Consider the following 22,281-nt stretch of genomic DNA (forward strand, 5'->3'; position numbering starts at 1 on the left):
TCAGCCGAAGTTCGGCTGGCGCTTCTCGCGCAGCGAGGCCACGCCTTCGCGCACGTCGGCGCCCGCGAAGCCCATGAACTCGAGCGCCAGCGAGGCGTCGAAGGTCGGCCCCGCCTGGCGCAGCCAGTTGTTCAGCGCGTACTTGGTGAAGCGGATCGCGCTCTGGCTGCCGGCCGCAAGGCGGTCGGCGATCTCGTAGGCGCGCGGCAGCAGGTCGGCCTCGTCCACCGCCAGCGACACCAGGCCGATGCGCTCGGCCTCCTCGCCGCTCACGGGCTCGCACAGCAGCAGGTGGTACTTGGCCTTGGCCATGCCGCACAACAGCGGCCACACAATGGCCGCATGGTCGCCCGCCGCCACGCCCAGGCGCGTGTGGCCGTCGACGATCTTCGCGTTCTTCGTGGCGATGGAAATGTCGGCCAGCAGGCCCGCCACCAGCCCCGCACCCACGGCCGGGCCGTGCATGGCGCTCACGATGGGCTTGTCGCAGTTGATGAGGTTGTAGACGAGGTCGCGCGCTTCCTTCCACACGCGCTGGCGCACGGTGTCGTCGGTGGTCATGTCCTGCACCATGCCCAGGTCGCCGCCGCCCGAGAAGCCCATGCCCTCGCCGCGCAGCACGGCGCAGCGCACGGTGTCGTCGGCCGCCACGTCGCGCCAGATTTCGGCCAGCTCGCGGTGGCCGTCATGGCCGGCCGTGGGCAGCTTGCCGTTGGTGGCGCGCATCTGGATATCGAGCACCGCGCCATTCGCGCCGCGGCGCGCGAGGGCGAGGGTCTGGTAGCGGGTGTAGTCCATGCGTGTGTCTCCGCCCCGCACGCACGGCCATGGCGCGGGGACTTCGTTCGATGAAGGAGAAAAGAAGAAAGGCCGGAGGCCTATTTTTGCGCGGCCAGCTCGCGGCAGCGCTTCAGGTTCGCGTCGAAACGCGGCGCCAGGCCCGGCTCGCAGACGTCATCGGCGGGGTTCAGCTTGCACATACCGACCACCGCGTAGTCCATGACGGCCGCCGTGCACATCGGGTAGGCGGCCAGCTCGGGGTTGGCCTTGGCCTTGAAGCCCCAGCGCTCGGAGAACTGCACCATGCGCGTCATCGCGCCGAGGAAGAAGCTGCGGTCTTTCGCGGCGACGGCCACGTCCATGCGCGGCAGCTCCTCGTTGAGGTAGCCGACCGCATCCAGCGGAAAGCCGGCGGGGTCGGGCTGCGGTTGCGCGAAGGCCGTGGCGGCCACCAGGGCCAGCGAGGCGCCCACGCAGGCGCGTCGGAACGGGAGGAAGAAGGCAGAACCGGTGGGCAGGAAGCGGTGTGGCATGGCCTGCGATTCTGCAACGTTTGGAAGCATTTTTGCGCGCCGACCGATGCGCGCACGCGACGTTTTCAGGCCGCTACCGACCTTCCCGCGCGGCGCGGGACAATGGCCGCATCCGTTTTCCCTTGCAAAGACCCCCATGGCCCGACGCCCCCAACGACAGCTGCGCACCATCGAGCGCGGCATCCTCTGCCTCCTGATCGGCGTCGCCGTGCTGCTGGGCCCGCGCTTCCTGCAGGGCACGCGCTGGTTCGACATGGTGGCTGGCGCGTACATCGTCGGCTGGTTCGCGCTCGCACTGGGAGTGGCACTGGTCGGCGTCGGCCTGTTCCAGCGCGGCAAGCCGGACCGCTGAGGTCCGGCTTCAAGCGCTCAGTGCGCGGCGGCTTTCTTGCCGCGCAGCTTGCCGACGAGCTCCACCACGGCCAGCACGACGGCACCGGCCACGAGGCCGACAACGGCATTGACGCCCATCGAGCCCAGCGTGCCGAACACGCCGCCCGTGGCCTTGGCCCAGTCTTCGACCGCATGGCCGAACGCCGGCACGCCGTGCACCAGGATGCCGCCGCCCACGAGGAACATGGCGGCCGTGCCGGCCACCGACAGGCCCTTCATGAGCCACGGCGCCGCCGCCAGGATGCCGCGGCCCAGGGCGCGCGCCGCCGCGCTGCTGCGCTGGCTCAGGTACAGGCCCGCGTCGTCCAGCTTCACGATGCCGGCCACGAGGCCGTAGACGCCCACCGTCATGATCAGCGCGATGCCGACCAGCACGCTGAGCTGCGTCGTGAACGGCTGGCCCTGCACGGTGCCCAGCGTGATGGCGATGATTTCTGCCGAGAGGATGAAGTCGGTGCGCACCGCGCCCTTGATCTTGTCCTTCTCGACCGCGACCACGTCGACCGTGGTGTCGGCCACGGCCTTCTGGTGGCGTGCGGTGTCGGCCTCGTGCTCCTTCTTGTGCAGGAACTTGTGGGCCAGCTTCTCGGCACCCTCGAAGCACAGGAACGCGCCGCCCACCATGAGCAGCGGCGTCACCAGCCAGGGCAGCCAGGTGCCGATGGCCAATGCGGCCGGCACCAGGATCGCCTTGTTGACGAGGGAGCCCTTGCACACGGCCCACACCACCGGCAGCTCGCGCTCGGTGCGCACGCCGGTGACCTGCTGCGCGTTCAGCGCCAGGTCGTCGCCGAGCACCCCGGCGGTCTTCTTGGCAGCAAGCTTGGTGAGGACGGAGACGTCATCGAGCACGGTGGCGATGTCGTCGAGCAGCAGGAGCAGGCTGGTGGCCATGGGCGAAAGTCAGGCTGTGGAAGAAGCGGCGAGCTTATCCGCAGCCGATGACCGCGCCGGTGAAGACCGTACGCGGCATCCGGGGTGAATCAGTCCACCACGCGCTTGAGGCGGATCTCTTCGACGCGGACCGTGCCGAGCGCCGTGGTCTTGGCGGTCTTCATCTCGCGCTTGAAGCCGGCGAGTTCGTGGAAGCGCATGGCGCGGTCGTTGCGCAGCGGCACCCAGATGGTGACCGTGGTGCAGCCTTCTTCGGCCAGGCCTTCGCGGGCGGCGTCCCAGAGGGCCACGCCGGCGCCCTTGCCCCAGTGCTCGGGCTTGACGTAGATGGCCCAGATTTCGCCCGTGGTGGGCGGCGTCTTGGGGTCGCGCGAGCGGTCGAAGCCGACGAAACCGACGATCTCGCTGCCGTGCGTCACCACATGGACCTGGGGTTCGCTGAATTCGATGGCCTCGCGCCATTTGGCCTCGCGCGAGGCGGGGGCCAGCACGCGCAGGTCGTCTTCGGACAGGATGCCTTCGTAGGCAGCCTTGGCAGACAGGGCATGGACTTCAGCGACGGCCTTGGCGTCGCGCATCGTGGCGGGGCGAACTTCGTAATCGGACATGAAAGCGGAAAAACGTGTGGAACCGGCTATTGTCGCCGCACCGCTAAACTGCCGGCTGCATCCGCACGTATCAACTGGAGAAAGCATATGGCCAAGGGTCAGCAACGCACCAACAAGGAAGCCAAGAAACCGAGAAAGGACACTTCGCCGCCGAAGGCCCCCACCGGCGGCATCGAGCCCGTGCGCACCGTCACCACGGCGGTGATTCCGCGCGGCAAGCTCAAGAACAAGTGACCGACGTCCCCGCGCCCGCCCCCAAGCCGGCGCAGCCACGCAACCCGTTGCATGGCCTCACGCTGGAGGCCATCGTGACCGCGCTGGCCGATTACTACGGCTGGGAGCAGCTGGGGCACTTGGTGCCGATCCGCTGCTTCATCAGCGAGCCCAGCGTGGGTTCCAGCCTCAAGTTCTTGCGCAAGACGCCGTGGGCGCGCGACAAGGTCGAGAGCCTGTATCTCTTCATGCTGCGCGAGCAACGCCGCGAACAGCAGCAGCAGCAGCAAGAACCTCCGACCCAATGAAGGTCCGCCTCGAACCGTCGGGCCTCGAATTCGAGGCCGAGGCGGGCGTCACGCTGCTGCACGCGGCGGAGGCGGCCGGCATCGAGTTGCCCAGTTCGTGCCGCAACGGCACCTGCCGCACCTGCATCTGCCAGCGCCTCTCGGGCGAGAGCCGCCATCTCATCGAATGGCCGGGCCTGAGCTTCGATGAAAAGATCGACGGCTGGATTCTTCCGTGCGTGGCCGAGGCGCTGAGCGACCTCACGCTCGACACGCCGCAGGCGCGCGCCCTCTTCGACTGACGAACGGCTAAGGCCGCGCCGAAGCCGGTGCCGCGACCACCATCCGGTCGCGCTGCGCCAGCGACGGGAACAGGCGGAACCAGGTCAGCGCCACCAGCATCGTTCCCACGCCGCCGAGCACCACCGAGCCGACCGGCCCCAGCAGCGCCGCAGTGGCACCCGATTCGAACTCGCCGAGCTGGTTGCTCGCGCCGATGAAGATCGAATTGACCGCGCTCACCCGCCCGCGCATGGCGTCGGGCGTTTCGAGTTGCACCAGCGTCTGGCGGATCACGACGTTGACCATGTCGGCCCCGCCCGACACCGCGAGCGCGATGAGCGAGACGAGAAAGCTCTTCGACAGTCCGAACACCACCATGCACAGCCCGAACGCCCCCACGGCCAGCAGCAGCGTGCGCCCCACGTTGCGCTCGACCGGCCGGCGCGTGAGCGCAATCGACATCACCAGCGCGCCCACCGCCGGTGCGCTGCGCAGCAGGCCCAGCCCCCAGGGGCCGGTGTGCAGGATGTCCTTGGCATAGATCGGCAGCAGCGCCACCGCGCCGCCCAGCAGCACCGCGAACAGATCGAGCGACACCGCGCCCAGCACCGGCTTGCGCAGCCAGATGAAGTTGACGCCCGCGAACACCGTGGCCAGGGTGACCGGCTCGCGCGCGGCCGGTGCGTGGTCGTAGCGCAGCCGCAGCACCAGCACGCAGGCGATCACGAAGCACAGCACGCTCGCGCCGTAGACCACTGCCATGCCCGCCACGAACAGCAGACCGCCGAGCGCGGGCCCGCCGATGATCGCGCCCTGCATGCCGGCCGAGCTGAACGCCATCGCGCGCGACAGCAGCAGCGGCGATACCAGCAACGGCGTGAGCGCCTGCTGCGCCGGCATCTGGAAGGCGCGCACCGCGCCGAGCACCAGCGACAGCCCGAGCAGCAGCCCGCGCGTGTCGTTCTTGTACAGCACCGCGAACAGCAGCGCCAGTGCCACGGTGCCCTGCACCGCGAAGCACACCGCCACGATGCGGGCGCGGTGGTGCCGGTCCACCACGTGGCCGGCCAGCAGCGCCAGCAGCAGCGCGGGCACGAACTGGTACAGGCCGACCAGGCCCAGGTCCCATGCGCTGCCGGTCAGCTCGTACATGTGCCAGCCGATGGCCACGAGCATCATCTGCGAGGCGGCGGTGCCGAAGAGGCGGGCCACCCAGAGCTGCATGAAGGGGCGCTCGCGCCTCAGGTCGGCGAAAGAAGGAGACAAGGAGGGATCGGGGCCGGGCATATCGGTCGAGGATAGCCGAGGCCTCTTCGGCCTTTCTGAGCCTCTCTACACTCGTTGTCCCCATGACCGCTTCGCCCCCCGACCTGCGCCCCGTTCACGAAGACGCCCACCTGCTGGTGCTCGACAAGCCCGCCGGCCTGCTGTGCGTGCCCGGGCGCGGCGACGACAAGCAGGACTGCCTGAGCGCGCGCGCCCAGCGCCAGTGGCCCGATGCGCTCATCGTGCACCGGCTCGACATGGGCACCAGCGGCCTCGTGGTGATGGCGCGCGGCCTGGCGATGCAGCGCGCCCTGAGCGCAGCCTTTGCCGACCGCGAGGTGCACAAGCGCTACGAAGCCGTGGTCGACGGCGTGATGCCGCAACACGACGACTGGTCGGTCATCGACGCCCCGCTGATGGCCGACTGGCCGCGCCGGCCGCTGCAGAAGATCGATCCTGCGGGCAAGCCCAGCCTCACGCGCTGGCGCGCACTGGCGAGCGTGTCTCCGCCCGGTGGCCCTGCGGCCACGCACGTGCTGCTGGAGCCGCTCACGGGCCGCTCACACCAGCTGCGGGTTCACCTGTTGTCGATCGGGCACCCGATCCTGGGCGATGCGCTGTATGGCGACGCCGCGCTGCAGGCACGCGCGCCGCGCCTGCTGCTGCATGCCAGGGAATTGGGGTTCGTGCATCCCGCGACGCGGGAGCCGGTGCACTTCGAATGTGCGGCGGGGTTTGCTGCGCAGTGGCTCAGTGGCCTTTGACGACGAGCACCGGCATGGTGGCGTCCTGCAGCACGCGCTGCGTCACGCTGCCCAGCAGCAGTTTCTCGATGCCGCTGCGGCCGTGCGAGCCCATCACGATCAGGTCGGCCGCGATGGCGATGGCGGTGTCCACGATGCCTTCGTGCACCACGTGGCCGTCGATCACGCGCTGGTCGCTGTGCAGGCCTTCGGCCGCCAGGGCGGCCACGCCGCGTGCGAGCGCCGCGTTGGCGCTGGCGGTGGCCGCCGCGAGGTATTCGTTCTGGCCGAGCGCATAGTCCGCGCCCACGCCGATGAAGGGGTAGTTGTCGATCACGTGAATCAACGTGATGCGGCTGCCGAAAGCCAGGGCGAGACCGCTGGCCTTGCTGACCGCGAGCATGGAAGTTTCGGAGCCGTCGATGGGGACCAGGATGTGATTGAACATGGCGGGACCTCGCTTAGCGTTCGCAGACAGACAGACTGACGGACCCGGTTCGCACCGGGTCGGGCCCCGAATTTAACCGCTCTGCAGAACCCGCCCTGTAGGACTCCGACCAGCGAAGCCCGCAGGCGTCTCAATCCCCCTGGAAACCCTCGGACCGGCAGGTGACGACGAGCGTGTCGCGCCACCCGTCGCCGCCCTCTTCCAGCGGCTGGATCGGCGTCGATTCGTGGATCACGCGCGCGTCGTCGAGCACCAGCAGCGTCCACGGTTCGGTCATGGTGAAGCGCTCGCCGCGCCGGCCGTTGGCCTCGAACACGCGCGTCTCGCCGCCCTTGATGCCCTGGCGCCCGATCAGCGCCACCGCCACCAGGTCGACACCGTCGCGGTGCGCGCCTTCGGGCGTCGGGCGGCCGATGCCGCCGGCGGTGTCGATGCGGAACTGGTGCGCTTCCACGAACCAGCGCTGCGGTGCGCCGCGCATGTCGCTGCTGACCTGGCCGAGCTGCTGCATCAGCCGCTGCCACACGGGCTGCGCCACTGTGGCGTCGAGCATCGGTGCAAACCAGCGCTGCATGCCGCCGTGCAGCGCGTTGTATTCGACCGGTTGCCAGTGCGCGCGGTGCGGCACCGGCGCCAGCGTGGCGTCGGCATCGACCGTGAAGCAGGCGTGGCGCCGCGTGCGGTAGCGACCGCCGTCCTTCAGGTACTCGTCGGGCGGCAGGTCGTTCCAGTCGGCGTGCAGCGCTTCGAGCTGCGCCAGCGGCACGCCGAGCCACTCACACACGCCCTGCGGGTTCAGCACCGCGTAGCCGTGCTCGCGCAGCGCACCGGCCAGTTCGGCCGGCGGCGTGAACGGGGGAGCGAAGGCGGCGGTGCTCACTGGGCGCTGACCTTCACGTCCTTCCAGAACGCGACGCGGTCACGAATTTCCTCGGCTTCGGGCTTCGGGTCGGGGTAGTACCAGGCGGCGTCGGCGTGCAGTTCGCCGTTGACCAGCAGCGAGTAGTAGTTCGCCGAGCCCTTCCACGGGCAGGTGGTCTTGTGGTTGCTGAAGGTGACCGCATCGCGATTGAGCGAACTCATCGGGAAGTAGTGGTTGCCTTCGACGAGCACGGTGTCGTCGCTTTCGGCGATGGTGACGCCGTTCCAGGTTGCTTTCATGGGATCGATCTCCGGGGGAGGTGCAAGGTGCCGATGCCGCGTTGCGCGCTCGGGACAGTGACTATTGTGACGCTGGCGCGAGGTGCTTTCCTTGCGCCGGGTCATCTTGGCCCGATGCGGGCAGGGTTTCCGTGGATGCACCGGGTGTGCAAACCCGAGCACACGACGCGGATTTTCCGTGGCCGGCTTGCGGCGTGCACGTCGATGTGGTCCGCTTCCTCTTCCCTCCGACTCCCCTCCTCAATGCCTCTGCGCCCTGCCAGCCTGAGACCACACGCCATGCCATTGAAACTCCAAGACCCGACCCTGCTGCGCGAGCAGGCCTGCATCGCCGGCGCCTGGGTGAATGCCGACAACGGCACCACCGTCGCCGTCACCAACCCCGCCACCGGCGAGCAGATCGGCACCGTGCCGATGTGCGGCACCGAGGAAACCGTTCGCGCCATCGCCGCCGCCGAAAAGGCGCAGAAGGCCTGGGCCAAGGTGCCCGCCAGGGAACGCTCGGCCATCCTGCGCAAGCTCAACGACCTGATGCTGGCGAACGTGGACGATCTCGCGCTGATCATGACCACCGAGCAGGGCAAGCCCCTGGCCGAGAGCCGCGGCGAGATTGCCTACGCCGCCTCGTTCATCGAGTGGTTCGCCGAAGAAGCGCGCCGCGTGTATGGCGACACCATTCCCGCACCGCAGGCCGACCGCCGCATCCTGGCGCTCAAGCAGCCCGTGGGCGTCACCGCCGCCATCACGCCCTGGAACTTCCCCACCGCCATGCTCACGCGCAAGGCCGGGCCCGCGCTCGCGGCCGGTTGCGCCATGGTCGTGAAGCCGGCCACGCAGACGCCGTTCTCGGCACTGGCCTTTGCCGTGCTCGCCGAGCGCGCGGGCGTGCCGAAGGGCCTGCTGTCGGTGCTCACGGGCTCGGCCAGCCAGATCGGCGGTGAGATGACGCGCAGCCCCATCGTGCGCAAGCTCACCTTCACCGGTTCGACCGAGGTGGGCCGCACGCTCATGAAGCAGTCGGCCGACACCATCAAGAAGCTGTCGCTCGAACTCGGCGGCAACGCACCCTTCATCGTGTTCGACGATGCCGATGTCGATGCGGCCGTCGAAGGCGCGATGGTTTCCAAGTACCGCAACACCGGCCAGACCTGCGTGTGCGCCAACCGCCTCTACGTGCAGCGCGGCGTGCTCGAGGCCTTCACGCAGAAGCTCGTGGCCAAGGTCAACGCACTGAAGGTCGGCAATGGCACCGAAGCCGGCGTGAACCAGGGCCCGCTCATCGACGCCAAGGCGGTCGAGAAGATCGAGGAGCACGTGGCCGACGCCGTCGCCAAGGGCGGCACCGTGCTCGCAGGCGGCAAGCGCCATGCACTGGGCGGCCTGTTCTACGAGCCGACCGTGATCGGCGGCGCCACGCCCGACATGCTGTTCGCACGCGAAGAAACCTTCGGCCCGCTGGCGCCGATCTTCGCGTTCGACACCGAGGCCGAAGCCATCGCCGCGGCCAACGACACCGAGTTCGGCCTGGCCGCGTACTTCTACAGCCGCGACATCGGCCGCATCATGCGCGTGGCCGAGGCGCTCGAATCGGGCATCGTGGGCGTGAACACCGGTTTGGTCTCCACGGCTGAAGCGCCCTTCGGCGGCGTCAAGCAATCAGGGCTGGGGCGCGAGGGCTCGAAGTACGGGCTCGACGACTTCCTCGAAGTGAAGTACGTGTGCCTTGCGGGGCTGGATACGTAGCCGGTCAGCTCACCAGCCAGTGCACGCTGAACAGCCGCTCGGGGTCGGTCCACACCGCCCCGACGCGGAAGCCCGCGCGCACCGCCAAGCCTTGCAGGCCTTCGACGGTGAACTTGTGCGAGTACTCGGTGTGGATGGTTTCGCCTTCCTCGAACGAGAAGCGCTCGCCGCGCATCTGCACGCTCTGTGCGCGCCGGCTCACGAGGTGCATCTCGATGCGCCGCATCGGCGCGTTGTAGAAGGCCGCGTGCGAGAACCCGTCGAGGTCGAAGTCGGCCGACAGCTCCGCGTTCGCGCGCCGCAGCAGGTTGAGGTTGAACGCCGCCGTCACGCCCTGCGCATCGTTGTAGGCCGCGTGCAGCCGGTCGGAGTCTTTCACCAGGTCGACGCCGATGAGCAGGCCGCCGCCGCGCAGCATGCGCGCCGCGAGTTGCAGAAACGCTAGCGCCTCGTCGGGCTCGAAGTTGCCGATGGTCGAGCCCGGGAAGAAGCCCACGCGCCGGCCCGCCCCGGCCATCGGCGCGGGCAGCACGAGCGGCATGGTGTAGTCGGCGGCGATGGGCTGCACCGCGAGCGCCGGGTAGTCGGCCTTCAGGCGCGCCGCCGCGGCTTCGAGGTGCTCGCCCGAGATGTCGATCGGCAGGTAGCGCTTGGGTGATTCGAGCGCGTCAAGCAGCAGCCGCACCTTGGTGAGCGAGCCCGCGCCGAACTCGACGATCTCGGCGTTCGGCCCGATCTGCGCGGCGATCTCGCCGGCGCAGGCGCCGAGGATGCCCAGCTCGGTGCGCGTGGGGTAGTACTCGGGCAGCTCGCAGATGCGGTCGAACAGCTGCGAGCCGGCCACGTCATAGAAGAACTTGGGCGAGATGTGGCGCGGCGTGCGCGCCAGGCCCGCCTGCATGGCGCGGCCGAACTCGGACCACGGGGCGGTGTCGGGCGTGGGGGCTTCTTCCTCGCGTTGCAGATGGCTGGCGAGGGCGAACGAAGAGGTGGTCGGGTTGCGCATGGTGCTCGGCTCCATCGAGGTCGGTCAAAGGTCTTTCGCGAGCCGCAGCCCCGAGAACTGCCAGCGTGCCGCCGGCGGGAAGAAATTGCGATAGCTCGGCCGCGTGTGGCCGGCCGGCGTGGCCACGCTGCCGCCGCGCAGCACCAGCTGCCCCACCATGAACTTGCCGTTGTATTCGGCCGCGATGCCGGGCAGCGGACGAAAGCCCGGGTACGGGTCGTACGACGAGCGCGTCCATTGCCAGACATGGCCGCTCATCTGGGCGATGCCGGGCGCGTCGAAGGCGGCTTCCCATTCGAACTCGGTCGGCAGCCGCGCGCCGGCCCATTCGGCATACGCGGCGGCCTCGTAGAAGCTCAACTGCGCCACCGGTGCGTCGGCCTCCATCGGCCGCACACCATGCAGGCCGAACACCTGCCAGCCATTGGGCGCGGCATGGCCGCCGCCTGCGCCGAGGGTGCCGATGCGCGGATCGTCGGCTTCGAGCCAGTAGGCCGGATGGCGCCAGCCCTGGGCCTGCACCGTGGCCCAGCCGTCGGACAGCCACAGCTCGGGCCGCTGGTAGCCGCCGTCGGCAATGAACTGCGCGTAGTCGCCGCAGTTCACCAGCCGGTCGGCGATGGCATAAGTGCTCAGCAAGGCGGCGTGGCGCGGCGTCTCGTTGTCGAAGCAGAAGCCATCGCCCGCATGCCCGACCTCGACCATGCCACCCGGCTGCGCCAGCCAGCGCACCTCGGCCGGTACAGCGGCCAGCCGCAGCGCGGGGCCGCTCGCGGGCTTGTAGGCCGGCAGCAGCGGGTTGCACGACAGGGCATGCAGGATGTCGGTGAGCAGCAGCTCCTGGTGCTGCTGCTCGTGGTTCAGGCCGAGCGCGACGATGGGCTCGATGGTGGCCCAGTCGAGCGGCTCGGACGTTGCGAGCAGCGCGAGCACCGCGTCGTCGACATGGCGGCGATAGGCGTGCACCTCGTCGAGCGACGGCCGCGTGAGCAGCCCGCGCTGCGGCCGCGGGTGGCGCGGCCCGAGCGCCTCGTAGTAGGAGTTGAAGAGGTAATGAAAGCGCGCATCGAACGGCCGGTAGTCCGCCGCATGCGGCTGCAGCAGCACGGTTTCGAAGAACCACGTCGTGTGCGCCAGGTGCCACTTGGTCGGGCTGGCGTCGGGCATCGACTGGATGCACTGGTCCTCGGCGGACAGGGGCGCGGCAAGCGCCAGGCTGGCGGCACGCACCGTGCGGAATCGCTCGCGCAAGGCGTTCGCCACGGGGGCGATCGGCCGGGAAAACGTCATGGTGTCTTATATGGACGCCTCCCGTGTGGCAAGCGAGTTCTTGAAGTTCCGGCTGGCGGTAATGACTGCGGTCTTATATCCGGCCTGTTTGTGCAGATCGGACCGAAGTCCGCCCGCTGGCCTTGATGGTCATGCGCGGGGTCGGTGCTCATCTCCATCGCGGGCTTCGCGCGAGGGCTTGCCCGAGACAACATTCAGCTTTACCCGACCCGCGATCCGACCGCTTCACCATCACTTCATCGACTCGACTCACGCACTCTTTGCGGCTTCCACTCCTGTGGTTGTTGTCTCAGGTTGTTGCTAAGCCGCCTGCGCTCGCGCGCCGCAGCCACTTGGTGGAGTGCTTTTCCACTCCGATTGGTACGCCCGCCCGTGCGCCACCAGCGCCCAGGCCGTGCGAGCCATCTTGTTGGCCAACGCCACCACCGCCACATTCAGCGGCCGGCGTCGCAGCAGTTCCTCCAGCCACGTGGGCATGTCCTTGGCGTGCGTGATCACCGCACGCGCACCGTGGATGAGCAATGTCCGCAGGTAGGGTCGCCGCGCTTGCTCAGGTGCCCGATGCGGGTCTTGCCGCCCGTGCCGCTGTGCGCAGGCACCAGCCCCAGGCTGGCTGCGAACTCCCGTCCCGAGCGCCAGCCGCTGGCGTCACCCAGCGTTGCGGCCAGCGCCGTTGCACCGAGCACGCCGATGCCCGGCACCTCGCGCAGCGTGCGCGCCTTGTCCAACTGGCGCTGCTGCCCGGCGATCTCGGTTTCGAGCTGATCGATGCTGCGCTCGACTCCTTTGAGCGCTTCGAGCTGCAGGTCGACCAGCCCACGCATCAACGGCGGCAGCTTGTCGTCAATATCGGCGCGCTTGACTGCGATCGTCTTTAGTCCGGCCTTCTTGCCGCCTGGCAGCACCACGCCAAATTCGTACAGCAAGCCTCGCAGCATGTTGAGCGTGGCCGTGCGCACGCTCACCCAGTGCGAGCGCACTCGATGCAGCGACATCACCGCCTGCTGCTCCTTGCTCTTGACCGGTGCGCGGCGAATGTCCGAGTGCTGCGCGGCCAGCCAGATCGCTCGGGCATCGGCTGCGTCGTCTTTGTTGCCGCGCACAAATGCACGTACCTGGCGTGCCGGCAACAACTCCACCTGATGTCCCAGAGCACCCAACTCGCGCGCCCAGTGGTGCGCGCTGCCGCACGCCTCCATCGCCACGCGTGCCGGCTGCAACTGGGCGAAGAACTCGCTCAGCTTGGCCCGACCGAGCTTCCTGCGCCCGATCTCGCCCGTCTCGCTATTGACCCAATGAAGCTGCATCACGTTCTTTGCAATGTCCAAGCCATACGTCGTACGATCCATTTCGGGGCCTCCGTCTGTAAGTGGGTAGATCGAACTTCCACTTTGGCACTCGATGCCGTTGACTGCGAGGCCCCCCTTCCTTGCCCACATCCCCAGCGCTCGCAATCGCTCAGTTAGGGGGAGGCGTCCATACCATCTCCAGTCAGATAACCGGAAGTTTTAGCCCATACCCATGACAGCCGCTCGTAGGACAAGACGCCGCCGCCGCGCCGCCACAAGAGCCCGTCCTGTGGGCTGGCGCCTCGGGCCGCTGCGTATGATTCGGACGATGCAAACCCTCTCTCCTTCGGCCAGGCCCCACGTTGTCATCATCGGCTGCGGTTTCGGCGGGCTCGAAGCCGCGCGCAAGCTGCAGCGGGCCGACGTCGATGTGACGGTGATCGACAAGACCAACCACCACCTGTTCCAGCCCCTGCTCTACCAGGTGGCGACCGCCGGGCTCGCGGCGCCGTCGATCGCGGCGCCGGTGCGCGCCCTGTTCCGCAAGCAGGCCAACGTGACCACGCTGCTGGCCGAGGTGACGGGCATCGACCCGGCCGCGCGCAGCATCCAGCTGGCCGACGGCAGCCACGTGGCCTACGACCACCTGATCGTCGCGGCTGGCGCCACGCACAGCTACTTTGGGCACGACGAGTGGGCGCCCGCCGCGCCGGGCCTGAAGACGCTGGCCGACGCGTTCGAGATCCGCCGCCGCGTGCTGATGTCCTTCGAGACGGCCGAGACCACCGCCGACCCCGAACGCCGCCGCGCCCTGCTCACCTTCGTGGTGATCGGCGCCGGCCCGACCGGCGTCGAGATGGCCGGCACGCTGGCCGAGATCGCCAAGCACACGCTTTCGGGCGAGTTCCGCCGCATCGACCCCGGCAGCGCGCAGGTGCTGCTGGTCGAGGGCGGCCCGCGCGTGCTGCAGGCCATGCCCGAAAGCCTGAGCCAGAAGGCGCTCGAACAGCTGGAACGACTCGGCGTCGAGGTGCGGCTGAACGCGCGCGTCACCGCCATCGACAACGCCGGCCTCGAAGTGCAGACCGGCGGCGGCCCCGACGGTGCGCCGCTGCAGAGCTACCGCATTCCCAGCAGTTGCGTGGTGTGGGCCGCCGGTGTCGCGGCCTCGCCGCTGGGCCGGCTGCTCGGCAACGCCACGGGCGTCGAATGCGACCGCGCGGGCCGCATCAAGGTCGAGCCCGACCTGAGCCTGGCGGGCCACCCCGAGATCAGCGTGGTGGGCGACCTGGCCGCCACCATGAGCCACGCGCCCGGCAAGCCGCCCAAGCCGGTGCCCGGCGTGTCGCCCGGCGCCAAGCAGGCGGGCCGTGCGGCGGCAGCGAACATCCTGCGCCGACTGGCGGGCCAGCCCACCGTGCCGTTCCGCTACGCCGACTACGGCAACCTGGCCACCATCGGCCGCAACTCGGCGGTGGTCGACCTGGGCACGCCCTTCGGCCCGCTGCGCTTCAGCGGCCGGTTCGCGTGGCTGTTCTGGCTGTTCGCGCACGCGTACTTCCTGATCGGCTTTCGCAACCGCGTCGTCGTGATGTGGGACTGGGCCAGCGCCTACTGGAGCTTCCAGCGCAACGCGCGCGTGGTGGCCGACGTGCAGGGCAAGAGCGAGTCCTGAGCGGGGGAGACAGGCGATGTCGCTGACCTGGTGGATCGTGACGCACGCCGCCAAGGCGCTCCTGTACGTCTGGGTGCTGCGCTGGGGCGGCGCCGAACGAATCGAAGGCACGCTCGCCTCGGGCTTCCTCAGCAGCTTCGCGCCGCGCTGGAGCGCCGAAGGGCTGAAGATGGCGGCGCTGATCCTGTTGGTCTTGTGCGCCATCGGCTTCTTCGTGGGTCTGTTCGTGCCCTCGCTGCGCTGCTGGGTCGGCGGCGGCTGCTGACCCCGCCGACCTGCCTTCAGCTGCCGATCACCCCACCGTCGATCTTCGTGATGACCACGGTCGCCGAGCGCGGCCGGCCTGCACCGTCGGGCCACTTCGACACGGCGAGCGGGCGGTCGGGGTCGCTGCGCTCGTTGGCCGGCTCGCCCGGGTGCTGGATGTTGATGAACAGCGTGCGCAGGTCAGGTGTGGCCGTGAGGCCGGTGATCTCGCAGCCGGCCGGGCCGAGCAAAAAGCGGCGGATCTCGCCCTTCGTCGGGTCGCAGGCCAGCATCTGGTTGTTGGGCAGGTTCGTGTAGTCGCCCTTGCCGAGCGTGGAGGTCGACACGTCGGTCTGGATCCACAGCACGCCACGCGCATCGACCATCAGGCCGTCGGGGCTGCCGAAGGCGTCGCCCTTCACGTTGCCCTGCGCCTCGTAGCGCGTCTGCTTCGGATCGCCCGCGAGCACGAGGTGGTTCCACGCGAACTTCGTCGCGTCGAGGTCGCCGCTTTCCTTCCAGCGGATGATCTGGCCCATCGTGTTGTTGGAGCGCGGGTTGGCCGCGTCCATGAAGGGCTGGCCCGATGCGCCGCGGTTGCTGTTGTTCGTGAGCGTGCAGTAGACCTCCTTCGTCAGCGGATCGACGGTGGTCCACTCGGGGCGGTCCATCTTTGTCGCGCCGAGGAGGTCGCTGGCCTGGCGCGACTTGATGAGCACGTCGCCCTGCGTGGCGAAGCCCTTGTCGGCCACGAGCCCGCCCTTGCCCTGCACCAGCGGCAGCCACTCGCCCGTGCCGTCGACGTCGAAGCGGCCCACGTAGAGCGTGCCGTGGTCGAGCAGGTCGCGGTTGGCGGCGGCGCCACCGGGGCGCACCTTGTCGCGGCTCACGAACTTGTAGATGTACTCGAAGCGCGAGTCCTCGCCCATGTAGACCACGGCGCGGCCATCGTCGGTGAGCGCCACGGCGGCGCCTTCGTGCGCGGCGCGGCCCAGTGCGGTGCGCTTGCGCGGCGTCGAGCTCGAGTCTTGCGGATCGATCTCGACCACCCAGCCGTAGCGGTTCGATTCGTTCGGGTGCTTCGCGACGTCGAAGCGCTCTTCGTGCTCGTGCCAGCGGTACTTGGCGCCGTTGCCCTTCTTGAGGCCCCAGCGCTTCTGGTGCGCGTCGGGCGTGGCCGTGCCCTCGAAGTAGTCGGCGAAGTTTTCTTCGCAGGTCAGGTAGGTACCCCACGGCGTCTGGCCGTTGGAACAGTTGTTGTAGGTGCCGAGCACTTGCGTGCCGCTGGGGTCGCCCGCGGTGCGCAGCATCGGGTGGCCGGCCGCGGGGCCGGTGAGCGTCATCGGCGTGAGCGCGGTGATGCGGCGCGCGAAACGCGAAGGCAGCACCTGCGACCAGGCCGCGCCGTCGCGCTGCAGCTCGATCACCGACACGCCGTGCGCGTGCATCGACTTGCGCACCTTCGCGGCGGTCCAGGTCTTCATGCCGTCGGTGTGCAGCAGGCCGTCGTCCACGTACTCGTGGTTCAACACCAGCAGGCCGCGGTTCGATCCATCGAGCGGAAAAAAGGCCATGCCGTCGTGGTGCATGCCGGCCTGCAGCGCCTGGTCGTCGGCCGTGTCGGACGCGTCGGTCTTGAAGGCAGGCATGCGGCCCGCGATGCCCGTGGGGTCGCCCCAGCGGTAGATCACCTGCGTGCGGTAGCCCTCGGGCACGACCACCTGGTCGACCGCCGCCATCGGCACGCTCTTGAAACCGATGGCGCGGCCCAGGCCGCTCACGGCGCTGTTACTGCTGCCGCTGCTGCCCGTGCTGGCACAGCCGGCCAGCGGCCCGAACAGGCCCGCCACGGCCGCCGCCAGGCCGCCGCGCACGAAGACCCGCCGCTGCGGATCGGACACGTCGTGGATCGTGGGATTGCCGGAGGGGTTCGAGTCCTCCATGCGCGCGAAGTCTTTGGCCATGTCCTGAAGGTCCGTGGGAATCGTGGGAGCCTGCGATGCTCCCGCGCGCCCATGAAGCCGTCATGACAAGGGTTCGAAGCGCACGTCGCCCCAGGGCTGCGAACCGCCGCCGTTGTGGTTGTGGTTGCGCGGCTGCTCCCGCCGTTCGCGCCGCCAGTCCCACGGCGGTGTCGGCGCGGTGTCGGCCCACAGGCCCAGGTGCTGCGCGCGCGCCGTGGCCTCGAGCCGGAACAGGTCGCCGCCGCGCTTCTTCACGATGCCGTGGTAGTCGTACACCCAGGCCCAGCCCTCGGCCACCATGCGGCGGCCGGCGTCTTCGCCGTTGCAGCGCACGTCGGCCACGGTGCGGCCGTAGCGGTCGATGTCGCGCTCGGTGATGACGGCCTTCTCGGCGTAGCACAGGCGGCGCAGCGCCTGGCGGCTGCGCTGGCCGTAGGGCTGCGCTCTCTCGGGCGCGTCGATGGCGGCGATGCGCACCTTGACCTGCTCATAAGCGCCGCTGCGGCCGCAGCGCGCGGTGAGCGTGTCGCCGTCGCTCACGCCGACGACGAGGCAGGTGCGCGGCGACGCGGCGTGGGTCAGCAGCGGGATCGAAAGACCGAGGGAAAGAAGCAGGAAGACGGGGCGAAAGCGCATGCGGAAAGGGAACGGAACACGGGGCCGGGAATGGCCGACGATTCTCGGCGCGAAGTGCGCGCGCCGCCCTTCGGATGCATTTGTTTTCGTCTTCGTTTCAGCGCGCGGCGGGTGCGCCCGTCGACTTGCGCACCACCAGCTCCGGGCGCAGCACCACAGTGGAGGCCGACAGCGCCTGCCCGTCGATTTCGGCGAACAGCATTTCGGCCGCGCGCCAGCCGAGTTCGCGGTGCGGCAGGCGGATGGTGGTGAGCGGCGGATCGACCATGTCCACCAGCGGCATGTCGTTGTGGCCCGTGACCGAGATGTCTTTCGGCACGCGCAGGCCGGCCTCGCGCAGCGCGTCGTAGGCGCCCAGTGCCACGAGGTCGTTGCAACAGACCACGGCCTGCGGCGCGGCACCGGCCGCAAGCATCTGCTTCATCGCGACCGCGCCCGCCTCGCGGCTGTAGCTTGTGCACTCGACGATGCGGGCCGGCTTCATGCGGTGGTCGCGCAAGGCCTGCTCCACGCCGAGCAGGCGGCCCACGCCGGTCGGGATGTTCTGCGGCCCCGCAAGGTGCGCGATGCGCTTGTGGCCCAGGCCCACGAGGTGATCGACCGCGAGCTTCATTGCCAGCCGGTCGTCGCTCACCACGGCGGGCAGGCGACCGGTTTCGTCGGCGCGGTTGACCAGCACGGACTTCATGCCGGCCTTGGCGACGAAGTCGACCAGCGGATCGTCGCGCGTGGCGGTGGCCAGGATCACGCCGTCCACACGCTGCGCCAGCATGCGCTCGAGCACCGGCCGCGCGAGCGCCGGGTCGACCACGTTGGTGACGAACACGAAGTAGCCGCGCGCAGCCGCGCTGGCCTCGATGCCTTGCAGGATCGGCGGGAACACCGCGTTGGTGATGTCGGGCACCAGCACGCCGATGGTGTGGGTGCGGCCCGTGCGCAGCGCCGAGGCGGCGCGGTTGGGCCGGTAGCCCAGTCGCTGCGCGGCCTCTTCGACCACACGCAGCACCTCGTCGCTGATCAGCGAGCGCTTCTCGGGGCTGAGCGCGCGCGACACGGTCGACACGTGCACGCCGGCGGCGCGGGCGACGTCGCGGATGGTGACGGGGCTGGAAGACGGCTGAGCGCTCATTGGTGCAAACGATTGTTGGACATCCGGCGGGCCATGTCGGGCGAATTCCCATTCTGACACCTCGGATACCCACCATTTTACTTTTCCGGGATTTGACTTAGTATCGTGCAAACGATTGCAAAGACCCGCCATGAACATCGCCACCTCCCCCGATTCGGTGCTCGGCTTCGCGCTCGACGCCATGCAACGCACACCCGACCCGCGGCTGCGCACCGTGATGGATGCGCTCACGCGCCACCTGCATGCCTTCGTCCAGGAGGTGAAGCTCACCGAGGAAGAGTTCGAGCAGGCGCTCGAATTCATCGTCGCCATCGGCCACGCCACCGGCGAGACCAAGAACGAGGTGGTGCTGGCGGCCGACATCCTCGGCGTGTCCACCGTGGTGGCGCTGCAGAACAACCAGGACCCGCACGGCGAATCGCCGGCCGCCCTGCTCGGTCCCTTCTGGCGCGCCAACTCGCCGGCCTGCGCAACGGGCGACAGCATCGCGCGCTCGGGCACGCCCGGCACGCCGCTCGAGGTGACCGGCACAGTGCGCGACGTGCGCGGGCAGCCGATGGCCGACGTCACGGTCGACGTGTGGCAAGCCTCGCCGGTCGGGCTCTATGAGAACCAGGACCCGGAACAGGACGACATGAACCTGCGCGGGCGCTTCACCACCGACGCGCAAGGCCGCTTTCATTTCCGCAGCGTGCGCCCCGCCGGCTACCCGGTGCCCACCGACGGGCCCTGCGGCGTGCTGCTGCGCGCGCAGCAACGCCACCCGAACCGTCCCGCGCACCTGCACTTCATGCTGAGCAAGCCGGGCCACAAGGTGCTGATCACGCAGGTGTTCGCCGACGACGACGAGAACCTGGAAAGCGACCCGACCTTCGGCGTGACGCGGCAACTGATCGGCCGCTTCGCGCTCGCGCCCGATGGACAGCGCGCCACGCTGCAGTACGACTTCCAGCTCGAACCGGGCGAGATGAAGTTCCCCCGCCCGCCCATCCCCTGACCTCCCCCCATTCCACAACGCCTCTTCATCCCATGAGCTTCGACCCTCAATCCCAACTCCACGGCAAGATCGCCGTCATCACCGGCGGTCTCGGCGCCATCGGCTATGCCACGGCCACGCGGCTGGCCGCGCTGGGCGCCACCTGCGTGCTGCTGCACCGCAGCGGCGACGACGGTGCCGCGCGCGCCGCCGCGCTGCCCTCGGACAGCGGCCAGCACCACGGCGCGATCCGCGCCGACATCGTCGACACACCGAGCCTGCAAGCCGCCGCGGCCGAAGTGAAGGCCGCGCACGGGCGCTGCGACATCCTGGTCAACAGCGCGGGCCACACGCAGCCCATTGCGGCCGGCGACCTTGATGCGCTGACCGACGAACTCATCGACGACCTGCTGCGCGCCAACTTCCGCGGCGTGTTCGCCACCATCCGCGCCTTCGCGCCGATGCTCAAGGCGACCGGCGATGGGCTGGTGGTCAACATCTCGTCCATCGCCGGCTTCACGGGCGTGGGCAGCAACCTCGCGTATGTCGCGGCCAAGGCCGGGCTCGACGTGGTGGGCGACGCGCTGGCCAAGGCGCTGGCGCCCGCGGTGCGCGTGGTGTCGGTGTCGCCGGGCGCGGTCGAGTCGGGCTTCGTACCGGGTCGCGGCGCGGAGTTCGCGAACAAGATGGCGAGCACCACGCCGCTGGGACGCATCGGCAAACCCGACGACGTGGCCGCCACCGTGGAAGCCCTTGCCACCACGCTGCGCTTCGTCACCGGCACGCGCATCGTGGTCGACGGAGGGCGCCACCTGTGAACAACGCCAAGACGCTCATCACCTGCGCGGTCACGGGCAACCTCGTGAAGCCCGAGCAGACGCCGCACCTGCCGATCACGCCGGTGCAGATCGCCGACGAATGCCTGGCCGCCGCCGAAGCCGGCGCGGCGCAGGTGCACATCCACGTGCGCCACCCGGACACGGGCAAGCCTTCGATGGAGGTCGAGCTGTACCGCGAGGTGGTCGACCGCATCCGCCGCGAGAACCGCGAGCTGATCGTGAACCTCACGACTGGGCCGGGCGGGCGCTTCATTCCGAGCGAGGACGATCCGAAGATCGCCGCGCCCGGCACCACGCTGCTGCCGCCCGAGAAGCGCGTGGAACACATCGCGCTCATCCGGCCCGACGTGTGCTCTCTCGATCTCAACACCATGAACTCCGGCCCCGACGTGGTGATCAACACGCCGAAGAACGTGCGCCGCATGGCGAAGGTGATGCGCGAGGCCGGCGTGAAGCCCGAGCTGGAGATCTTCGACTCGGGCGACATCCACCTGGCGCTGGACCTCATCGCCGACGGCACGCTCGACGGCCCCGCCATGTGGACCTTCGTGCTCGGCGTGAAGTACGGCTTCGCGCCCACGCCCGAGACGCTGCTCTACGCGCGCAACCTGCTGCCGCGCGGCGCCTTCTGGAGCGCCTTCGGCATCGGCCGCACGGAGTTCCCGATCGTCGCGCAGTCGTGGCTGCTGGGCGGCCACGTGCGCGTGGGCATGGAAGACAACATCTACCTCGAGAAAGGCGTGCTGGCCGAGAGCAATGCGCAGCTCGTGGCGAAGGCGCGCGACATCCTGCGCAGCCTGGGCGGCGACGTCGCCAACCCGCGCAAGGCCCGCGCGATGCTGGGACTGGCCGACACCCGCACCGTTCAAGGAGCCGCACGATGAGCGCCCTCCTTCATGAACCGCGCGCACTGCGCGTGAACAGCAAGGCCGCCAATCTCGAGGCGCTGCACCTGGACGCCGCGCCGCAGCCCGAGCCCGCCGCGCCGCCCAGCCATGCCGTGGTGCGCGTGGCCGCCGCCGCTGTGAACCCGAGCGACGTGAAGGCCGCGCTGGGCCTCATGCCGCAGGCCGTCTGGCCGCGCACGCCGGGCCGCGACTTCGCGGGCACCGTCGTGAGCGGGCCGGCGGATTGGATCGGCCGCGAGGTCTACGGCTCGGGCGGCGACATCGGCATCACGCGCGACGGCTCGCATGCACGCTACCTGATGCTGCCCGAAGCGGCCCTGCGCGCCAAGCCGAAGGGCATCTCGATGGACGAGGCCGGTGCGGTGGGCGTGCCCTTCGTCACGGCCTACGAGGGCTTTCGCCGCAGCGGCATGCCGCAGGCGGGCCAGACGGTGCTGGTGCTGGGTGCCAACGGCAAGGTCGGGCAGGCGGCGGTGCAGCTCGCCGCGCAGGCCGGTGCGCGCGTGATCGCGGTGCAGCGCGGCCCCGGGCCCTTCGCCGGGTTCGCGAGCGCGCCGGTCGACGTGGTCGATGCGCGCCACCACGCCGACGTGGGTGCGCAGGTGCGCGAACTCACCGACGGGCGCGGCGCGCACATCGTCTACAACACCGTGGGCAGCGCCTACTTCGAGGCCGCCAACAAGGCGATGGCCAAGGGGGCCACGCAGATCTTCATTGCCACGCACGACCGCGCGGTGCCCTTCGACATCTTCGCGTTCTACCGCGGCATGCACACCTACGTGGGCATCGACTCGCTGGCGATGGACTGCGTCGCCTCCACCGCGCAGCTCGACGCGATGCGCGAAGGCTTCGAGCGCGGCACGCTGAAACCCTTTCCCGTGGCACGCCACTTTGCGCTCGACGAAGCGATCGACGCCTACCGGCTGGTGCTGTCGGGCAGCACCGACCGCGTCGTACTGCGTCCCTGAACCG

25 protein-coding genes and 1 pseudogene are annotated in these 22,281 nt (G+C 69.3%); 12 read left to right on the plus strand and 14 right to left on the minus strand.

What is annotated here, in order from left to right:
* Together IG196_RS20980 and IG196_RS20985 are read right to left on the minus strand one after the other, a co-directional pair.
* Entirely contained in the window at window positions 1-798 is a 798-nt protein-coding gene (locus tag IG196_RS20980; RefSeq protein ID WP_192192851.1) for an enoyl-CoA hydratase/isomerase family protein, read from the minus strand.
* An 80-nt stretch (window positions 799-878) separates the two neighbouring features.
* A complete protein-coding gene (locus IG196_RS20985; RefSeq protein ID WP_225616754.1) occupies window positions 879-1,313 on the minus strand; it encodes a hypothetical protein in 435 nt (144 codons plus the stop codon).
* A gap of 136 nt (window positions 1,314-1,449) precedes the next feature.
* On the opposite strand from IG196_RS20985, the gene IG196_RS20990 reads away from it, so the two are divergent.
* Window positions 1,450-1,665, plus strand: a complete 216-nt coding sequence (locus IG196_RS20990; RefSeq protein WP_101489529.1) for a hypothetical protein — start codon at window positions 1,450-1,452, stop codon at window positions 1,663-1,665.
* A gap of 17 nt (window positions 1,666-1,682) precedes the next feature.
* Here IG196_RS20990 and IG196_RS20995 read toward each other — a convergent pair whose 3' ends face one another.
* Window positions 1,683-2,600, minus strand: a complete 918-nt coding sequence (locus tag IG196_RS20995) for a DUF808 domain-containing protein (protein WP_192192852.1) — start codon at window positions 2,598-2,600, stop codon at window positions 1,683-1,685.
* Between the two features lie 89 nt (window positions 2,601-2,689).
* Entirely contained in the window at window positions 2,690-3,208 is a 519-nt protein-coding gene (locus IG196_RS21000; RefSeq protein ID WP_099791345.1) for a GNAT family N-acetyltransferase, read from the minus strand.
* A gap of 87 nt (window positions 3,209-3,295) precedes the next feature.
* Between IG196_RS21000 and IG196_RS21005 the strand changes: the two genes are divergently transcribed.
* The 3 genes from IG196_RS21005 to IG196_RS21015 are packed head-to-tail and all read left to right on the plus strand — an operon-like array spanning window position 3,296 to window position 4,010.
* Entirely contained in the window at window positions 3,296-3,442 is a 147-nt protein-coding gene (locus IG196_RS21005; RefSeq protein WP_180288555.1) for a hypothetical protein, read from the plus strand.
* Window positions 3,439-3,729 carry a VF530 family DNA-binding protein gene (locus tag IG196_RS21010; RefSeq protein WP_192192853.1) on the plus strand — a complete coding sequence of 97 codons (291 nt, stop codon included), beginning with the start codon at window positions 3,439-3,441 and terminating at the stop codon, window positions 3,727-3,729. The genes IG196_RS21005 and IG196_RS21010 overlap by 4 nt, the downstream gene beginning before the upstream one ends.
* Window positions 3,726-4,010: a 2Fe-2S iron-sulfur cluster-binding protein gene (locus IG196_RS21015; RefSeq protein WP_101489526.1), complete on the plus strand. Its 285-nt coding sequence runs from the start codon at window positions 3,726-3,728 to the stop codon at window positions 4,008-4,010. The genes IG196_RS21010 and IG196_RS21015 overlap by 4 nt, the downstream gene beginning before the upstream one ends.
* Window positions 4,011-4,017: 7 nt before the next feature.
* Here IG196_RS21015 and IG196_RS21020 read toward each other — a convergent pair whose 3' ends face one another.
* Complete coding sequence (locus IG196_RS21020; protein WP_412556393.1) at window positions 4,018-5,214, minus strand: MFS transporter; 1,197 nt, start codon at window positions 5,212-5,214, stop codon at window positions 4,018-4,020.
* A 125-nt stretch (window positions 5,215-5,339) separates the two neighbouring features.
* On the opposite strand from IG196_RS21020, the gene IG196_RS21025 reads away from it, so the two are divergent.
* The gene (locus tag IG196_RS21025) at window positions 5,340-6,020 is read left to right on the plus strand and encodes an RluA family pseudouridine synthase (RefSeq protein WP_192192855.1); all 681 of its coding nucleotides are present in this window, start codon (window positions 5,340-5,342) and stop codon (window positions 6,018-6,020) included.
* On the opposite strand, the gene IG196_RS21030 is transcribed toward IG196_RS21025, so the two are convergent.
* The 3 genes from IG196_RS21030 to IG196_RS21040 all read right to left on the minus strand — a co-directional run bounded on the left by IG196_RS21030 (window position 6,007) and on the right by IG196_RS21040 (window position 7,608).
* A complete protein-coding gene (locus tag IG196_RS21030; RefSeq protein ID WP_101489523.1) occupies window positions 6,007-6,447 on the minus strand; it encodes a universal stress protein in 441 nt (146 codons plus the stop codon). The two genes, IG196_RS21025 and IG196_RS21030, sit on opposite strands and share 14 nt — an antisense overlap.
* Window positions 6,448-6,577: 130 nt before the next feature.
* Complete coding sequence (locus IG196_RS21035; protein WP_192192856.1) at window positions 6,578-7,327, minus strand: 2OG-Fe dioxygenase family protein; 750 nt, start codon at window positions 7,325-7,327, stop codon at window positions 6,578-6,580.
* Window positions 7,324-7,608 (minus strand): DUF427 domain-containing protein, encoded by a 285-nt coding sequence (locus tag IG196_RS21040; RefSeq protein WP_099791357.1) that lies wholly within the window; start codon window positions 7,606-7,608, stop codon window positions 7,324-7,326. The genes IG196_RS21035 and IG196_RS21040 overlap by 4 nt, the downstream gene beginning before the upstream one ends.
* A gap of 279 nt (window positions 7,609-7,887) precedes the next feature.
* Between IG196_RS21040 and IG196_RS21045 the strand changes: the two genes are divergently transcribed.
* Window positions 7,888-9,351 carry an NAD-dependent succinate-semialdehyde dehydrogenase gene (locus IG196_RS21045; protein WP_192192857.1) on the plus strand — a complete coding sequence of 488 codons (1,464 nt, stop codon included), beginning with the start codon at window positions 7,888-7,890 and terminating at the stop codon, window positions 9,349-9,351.
* Window positions 9,352-9,355: 4 nt separating this feature from the next.
* Here the strand turns inward: IG196_RS21045 and egtD are convergent, their stop codons facing one another.
* The 3 genes and pseudogenes from egtD to IG196_RS21060 form a co-directional block, all read right to left on the minus strand.
* Window positions 9,356-10,357, minus strand: coding sequence for an L-histidine N(alpha)-methyltransferase (gene egtD / locus IG196_RS21050; RefSeq protein WP_192192858.1), 1,002 nt, complete (start codon window positions 10,355-10,357; stop codon window positions 9,356-9,358).
* A gap of 24 nt (window positions 10,358-10,381) precedes the next feature.
* A complete protein-coding gene (egtB, locus tag IG196_RS21055; RefSeq protein WP_192192859.1) occupies window positions 10,382-11,647 on the minus strand; it encodes an ergothioneine biosynthesis protein EgtB in 1,266 nt (421 codons plus the stop codon).
* A gap of 300 nt (window positions 11,648-11,947) precedes the next feature.
* Window positions 11,948-12,996, minus strand: a pseudogene (locus tag IG196_RS21060) (IS110 family transposase).
* Between the two features lie 268 nt (window positions 12,997-13,264).
* Here IG196_RS21060 and IG196_RS21065 point away from each other — a divergent pair.
* Window positions 13,265-14,611 (plus strand): NAD(P)/FAD-dependent oxidoreductase, encoded by a 1,347-nt coding sequence (locus IG196_RS21065; RefSeq protein ID WP_192192860.1) that lies wholly within the window; start codon window positions 13,265-13,267, stop codon window positions 14,609-14,611.
* Window positions 14,612-14,627: 16 nt separating this feature from the next.
* A complete protein-coding gene (locus IG196_RS21070; protein WP_192192861.1) occupies window positions 14,628-14,876 on the plus strand; it encodes a hypothetical protein in 249 nt (82 codons plus the stop codon).
* Between the two features lie 16 nt (window positions 14,877-14,892).
* On the opposite strand, the gene IG196_RS21075 is transcribed toward IG196_RS21070, so the two are convergent.
* The 3 genes from IG196_RS21075 to IG196_RS21085 all read right to left on the minus strand — a co-directional run bounded on the left by IG196_RS21075 (window position 14,893) and on the right by IG196_RS21085 (window position 18,586).
* On the minus strand, window positions 14,893-16,821 hold the full coding sequence (locus IG196_RS21075; RefSeq protein ID WP_192192862.1) for a PhoX family protein: 1,929 nt from the start codon (window positions 16,819-16,821) through the stop codon (window positions 14,893-14,895).
* A 60-nt stretch (window positions 16,822-16,881) separates the two neighbouring features.
* Complete coding sequence (locus IG196_RS21080) at window positions 16,882-17,457, minus strand: thermonuclease family protein (protein ID WP_192192863.1); 576 nt, start codon at window positions 17,455-17,457, stop codon at window positions 16,882-16,884.
* Between the two features lie 97 nt (window positions 17,458-17,554).
* On the minus strand, window positions 17,555-18,586 hold the full coding sequence (locus IG196_RS21085; protein WP_192192864.1) for a LacI family DNA-binding transcriptional regulator: 1,032 nt from the start codon (window positions 18,584-18,586) through the stop codon (window positions 17,555-17,557).
* A gap of 130 nt (window positions 18,587-18,716) precedes the next feature.
* Here IG196_RS21085 and IG196_RS21090 point away from each other — a divergent pair, with 130 nt between their 5' ends.
* Genes IG196_RS21090 through IG196_RS21105 form a run of 4 tightly spaced genes read left to right on the plus strand, consistent with a single transcriptional unit; the run spans window position 18,717 to window position 22,277 of the window.
* Window positions 18,717-19,583, plus strand: a complete 867-nt coding sequence (locus IG196_RS21090; RefSeq protein ID WP_192192865.1) for a dioxygenase — start codon at window positions 18,717-18,719, stop codon at window positions 19,581-19,583.
* 32 nt (window positions 19,584-19,615) lie between these two features.
* The gene (locus IG196_RS21095) at window positions 19,616-20,380 is read left to right on the plus strand and encodes an SDR family NAD(P)-dependent oxidoreductase (RefSeq protein ID WP_192192866.1); all 765 of its coding nucleotides are present in this window, start codon (window positions 19,616-19,618) and stop codon (window positions 20,378-20,380) included.
* Complete coding sequence (locus tag IG196_RS21100; RefSeq protein ID WP_192192867.1) at window positions 20,377-21,285, plus strand: 3-keto-5-aminohexanoate cleavage protein; 909 nt, start codon at window positions 20,377-20,379, stop codon at window positions 21,283-21,285. Before IG196_RS21095 ends, IG196_RS21100 begins: the two co-directional genes overlap by 4 nt.
* Entirely contained in the window at window positions 21,282-22,277 is a 996-nt protein-coding gene (locus IG196_RS21105) for a quinone oxidoreductase family protein (RefSeq protein ID WP_192192868.1), read from the plus strand. Before IG196_RS21100 ends, IG196_RS21105 begins: the two co-directional genes overlap by 4 nt.
* Window positions 22,278-22,281 lie beyond the last annotated feature (4 nt).

This window comes from Variovorax sp. 38R, assembly GCF_014843395.1.
Classification (GTDB): Bacteria; Pseudomonadota; Gammaproteobacteria; order Burkholderiales; family Burkholderiaceae_C; genus Variovorax; species Variovorax paradoxus_H.

Excerpts from the sequence above, each read along its gene's own strand:
- IG196_RS20990 (WP_101489529.1), top strand. The coding sequence starts at position 1,450 with ATGGCCCGACGCCCCCAACGACAGCTGCGCACCATCGAGCGCGGCATC.
- IG196_RS21005 (WP_180288555.1), top strand. The coding sequence starts at position 3,296 with ATGGCCAAGGGTCAGCAACGCACCAACAAGGAAGCCAAGAAACCGAGA.
- IG196_RS21085 (WP_192192864.1), bottom strand. The coding sequence starts at position 18,586 with ATGAGCGCTCAGCCGTCTTCCAGCCCCGTCACCATCCGCGACGTCGCC.
- IG196_RS21025 (WP_192192855.1), top strand. The coding sequence starts at position 5,340 with ATGACCGCTTCGCCCCCCGACCTGCGCCCCGTTCACGAAGACGCCCAC.
- IG196_RS21065 (WP_192192860.1), top strand. The coding sequence starts at position 13,265 with ATGCAAACCCTCTCTCCTTCGGCCAGGCCCCACGTTGTCATCATCGGC.
- IG196_RS20995 (WP_192192852.1), bottom strand. The coding sequence starts at position 2,600 with ATGGCCACCAGCCTGCTCCTGCTGCTCGACGACATCGCCACCGTGCTC.
- IG196_RS21090 (WP_192192865.1), top strand. The coding sequence starts at position 18,717 with ATGAACATCGCCACCTCCCCCGATTCGGTGCTCGGCTTCGCGCTCGAC.
- IG196_RS21015 (WP_101489526.1), top strand. The coding sequence starts at position 3,726 with ATGAAGGTCCGCCTCGAACCGTCGGGCCTCGAATTCGAGGCCGAGGCG.
- IG196_RS21030 (WP_101489523.1), bottom strand. The coding sequence starts at position 6,447 with ATGTTCAATCACATCCTGGTCCCCATCGACGGCTCCGAAACTTCCATG.
- IG196_RS21070 (WP_192192861.1), top strand. The coding sequence starts at position 14,628 with ATGTCGCTGACCTGGTGGATCGTGACGCACGCCGCCAAGGCGCTCCTG.
- IG196_RS21105 (WP_192192868.1), top strand. The coding sequence starts at position 21,282 with ATGAGCGCCCTCCTTCATGAACCGCGCGCACTGCGCGTGAACAGCAAG.
- IG196_RS21075 (WP_192192862.1), bottom strand. The coding sequence starts at position 16,821 with ATGGCCAAAGACTTCGCGCGCATGGAGGACTCGAACCCCTCCGGCAAT.
- IG196_RS21020 (WP_412556393.1), bottom strand. The coding sequence starts at position 5,214 with ATGCAGCTCTGGGTGGCCCGCCTCTTCGGCACCGCCGCCTCGCAGATG.
- IG196_RS21095 (WP_192192866.1), top strand. The coding sequence starts at position 19,616 with ATGAGCTTCGACCCTCAATCCCAACTCCACGGCAAGATCGCCGTCATC.
- IG196_RS21000 (WP_099791345.1), bottom strand. The coding sequence starts at position 3,208 with ATGTCCGATTACGAAGTTCGCCCCGCCACGATGCGCGACGCCAAGGCC.
- IG196_RS21080 (WP_192192863.1), bottom strand. The coding sequence starts at position 17,457 with ATGCGCTTTCGCCCCGTCTTCCTGCTTCTTTCCCTCGGTCTTTCGATC.
- IG196_RS21045 (WP_192192857.1), top strand. The coding sequence starts at position 7,888 with ATGCCATTGAAACTCCAAGACCCGACCCTGCTGCGCGAGCAGGCCTGC.
- egtB (WP_192192859.1), bottom strand. The coding sequence starts at position 11,647 with ATGACGTTTTCCCGGCCGATCGCCCCCGTGGCGAACGCCTTGCGCGAG.
- IG196_RS21040 (WP_099791357.1), bottom strand. The coding sequence starts at position 7,608 with ATGAAAGCAACCTGGAACGGCGTCACCATCGCCGAAAGCGACGACACC.
- egtD (WP_192192858.1), bottom strand. The coding sequence starts at position 10,357 with ATGCGCAACCCGACCACCTCTTCGTTCGCCCTCGCCAGCCATCTGCAA.
- IG196_RS20985 (WP_225616754.1), bottom strand. The coding sequence starts at position 1,313 with ATGCCACACCGCTTCCTGCCCACCGGTTCTGCCTTCTTCCTCCCGTTC.
- IG196_RS20980 (WP_192192851.1), bottom strand. The coding sequence starts at position 798 with ATGGACTACACCCGCTACCAGACCCTCGCCCTCGCGCGCCGCGGCGCG.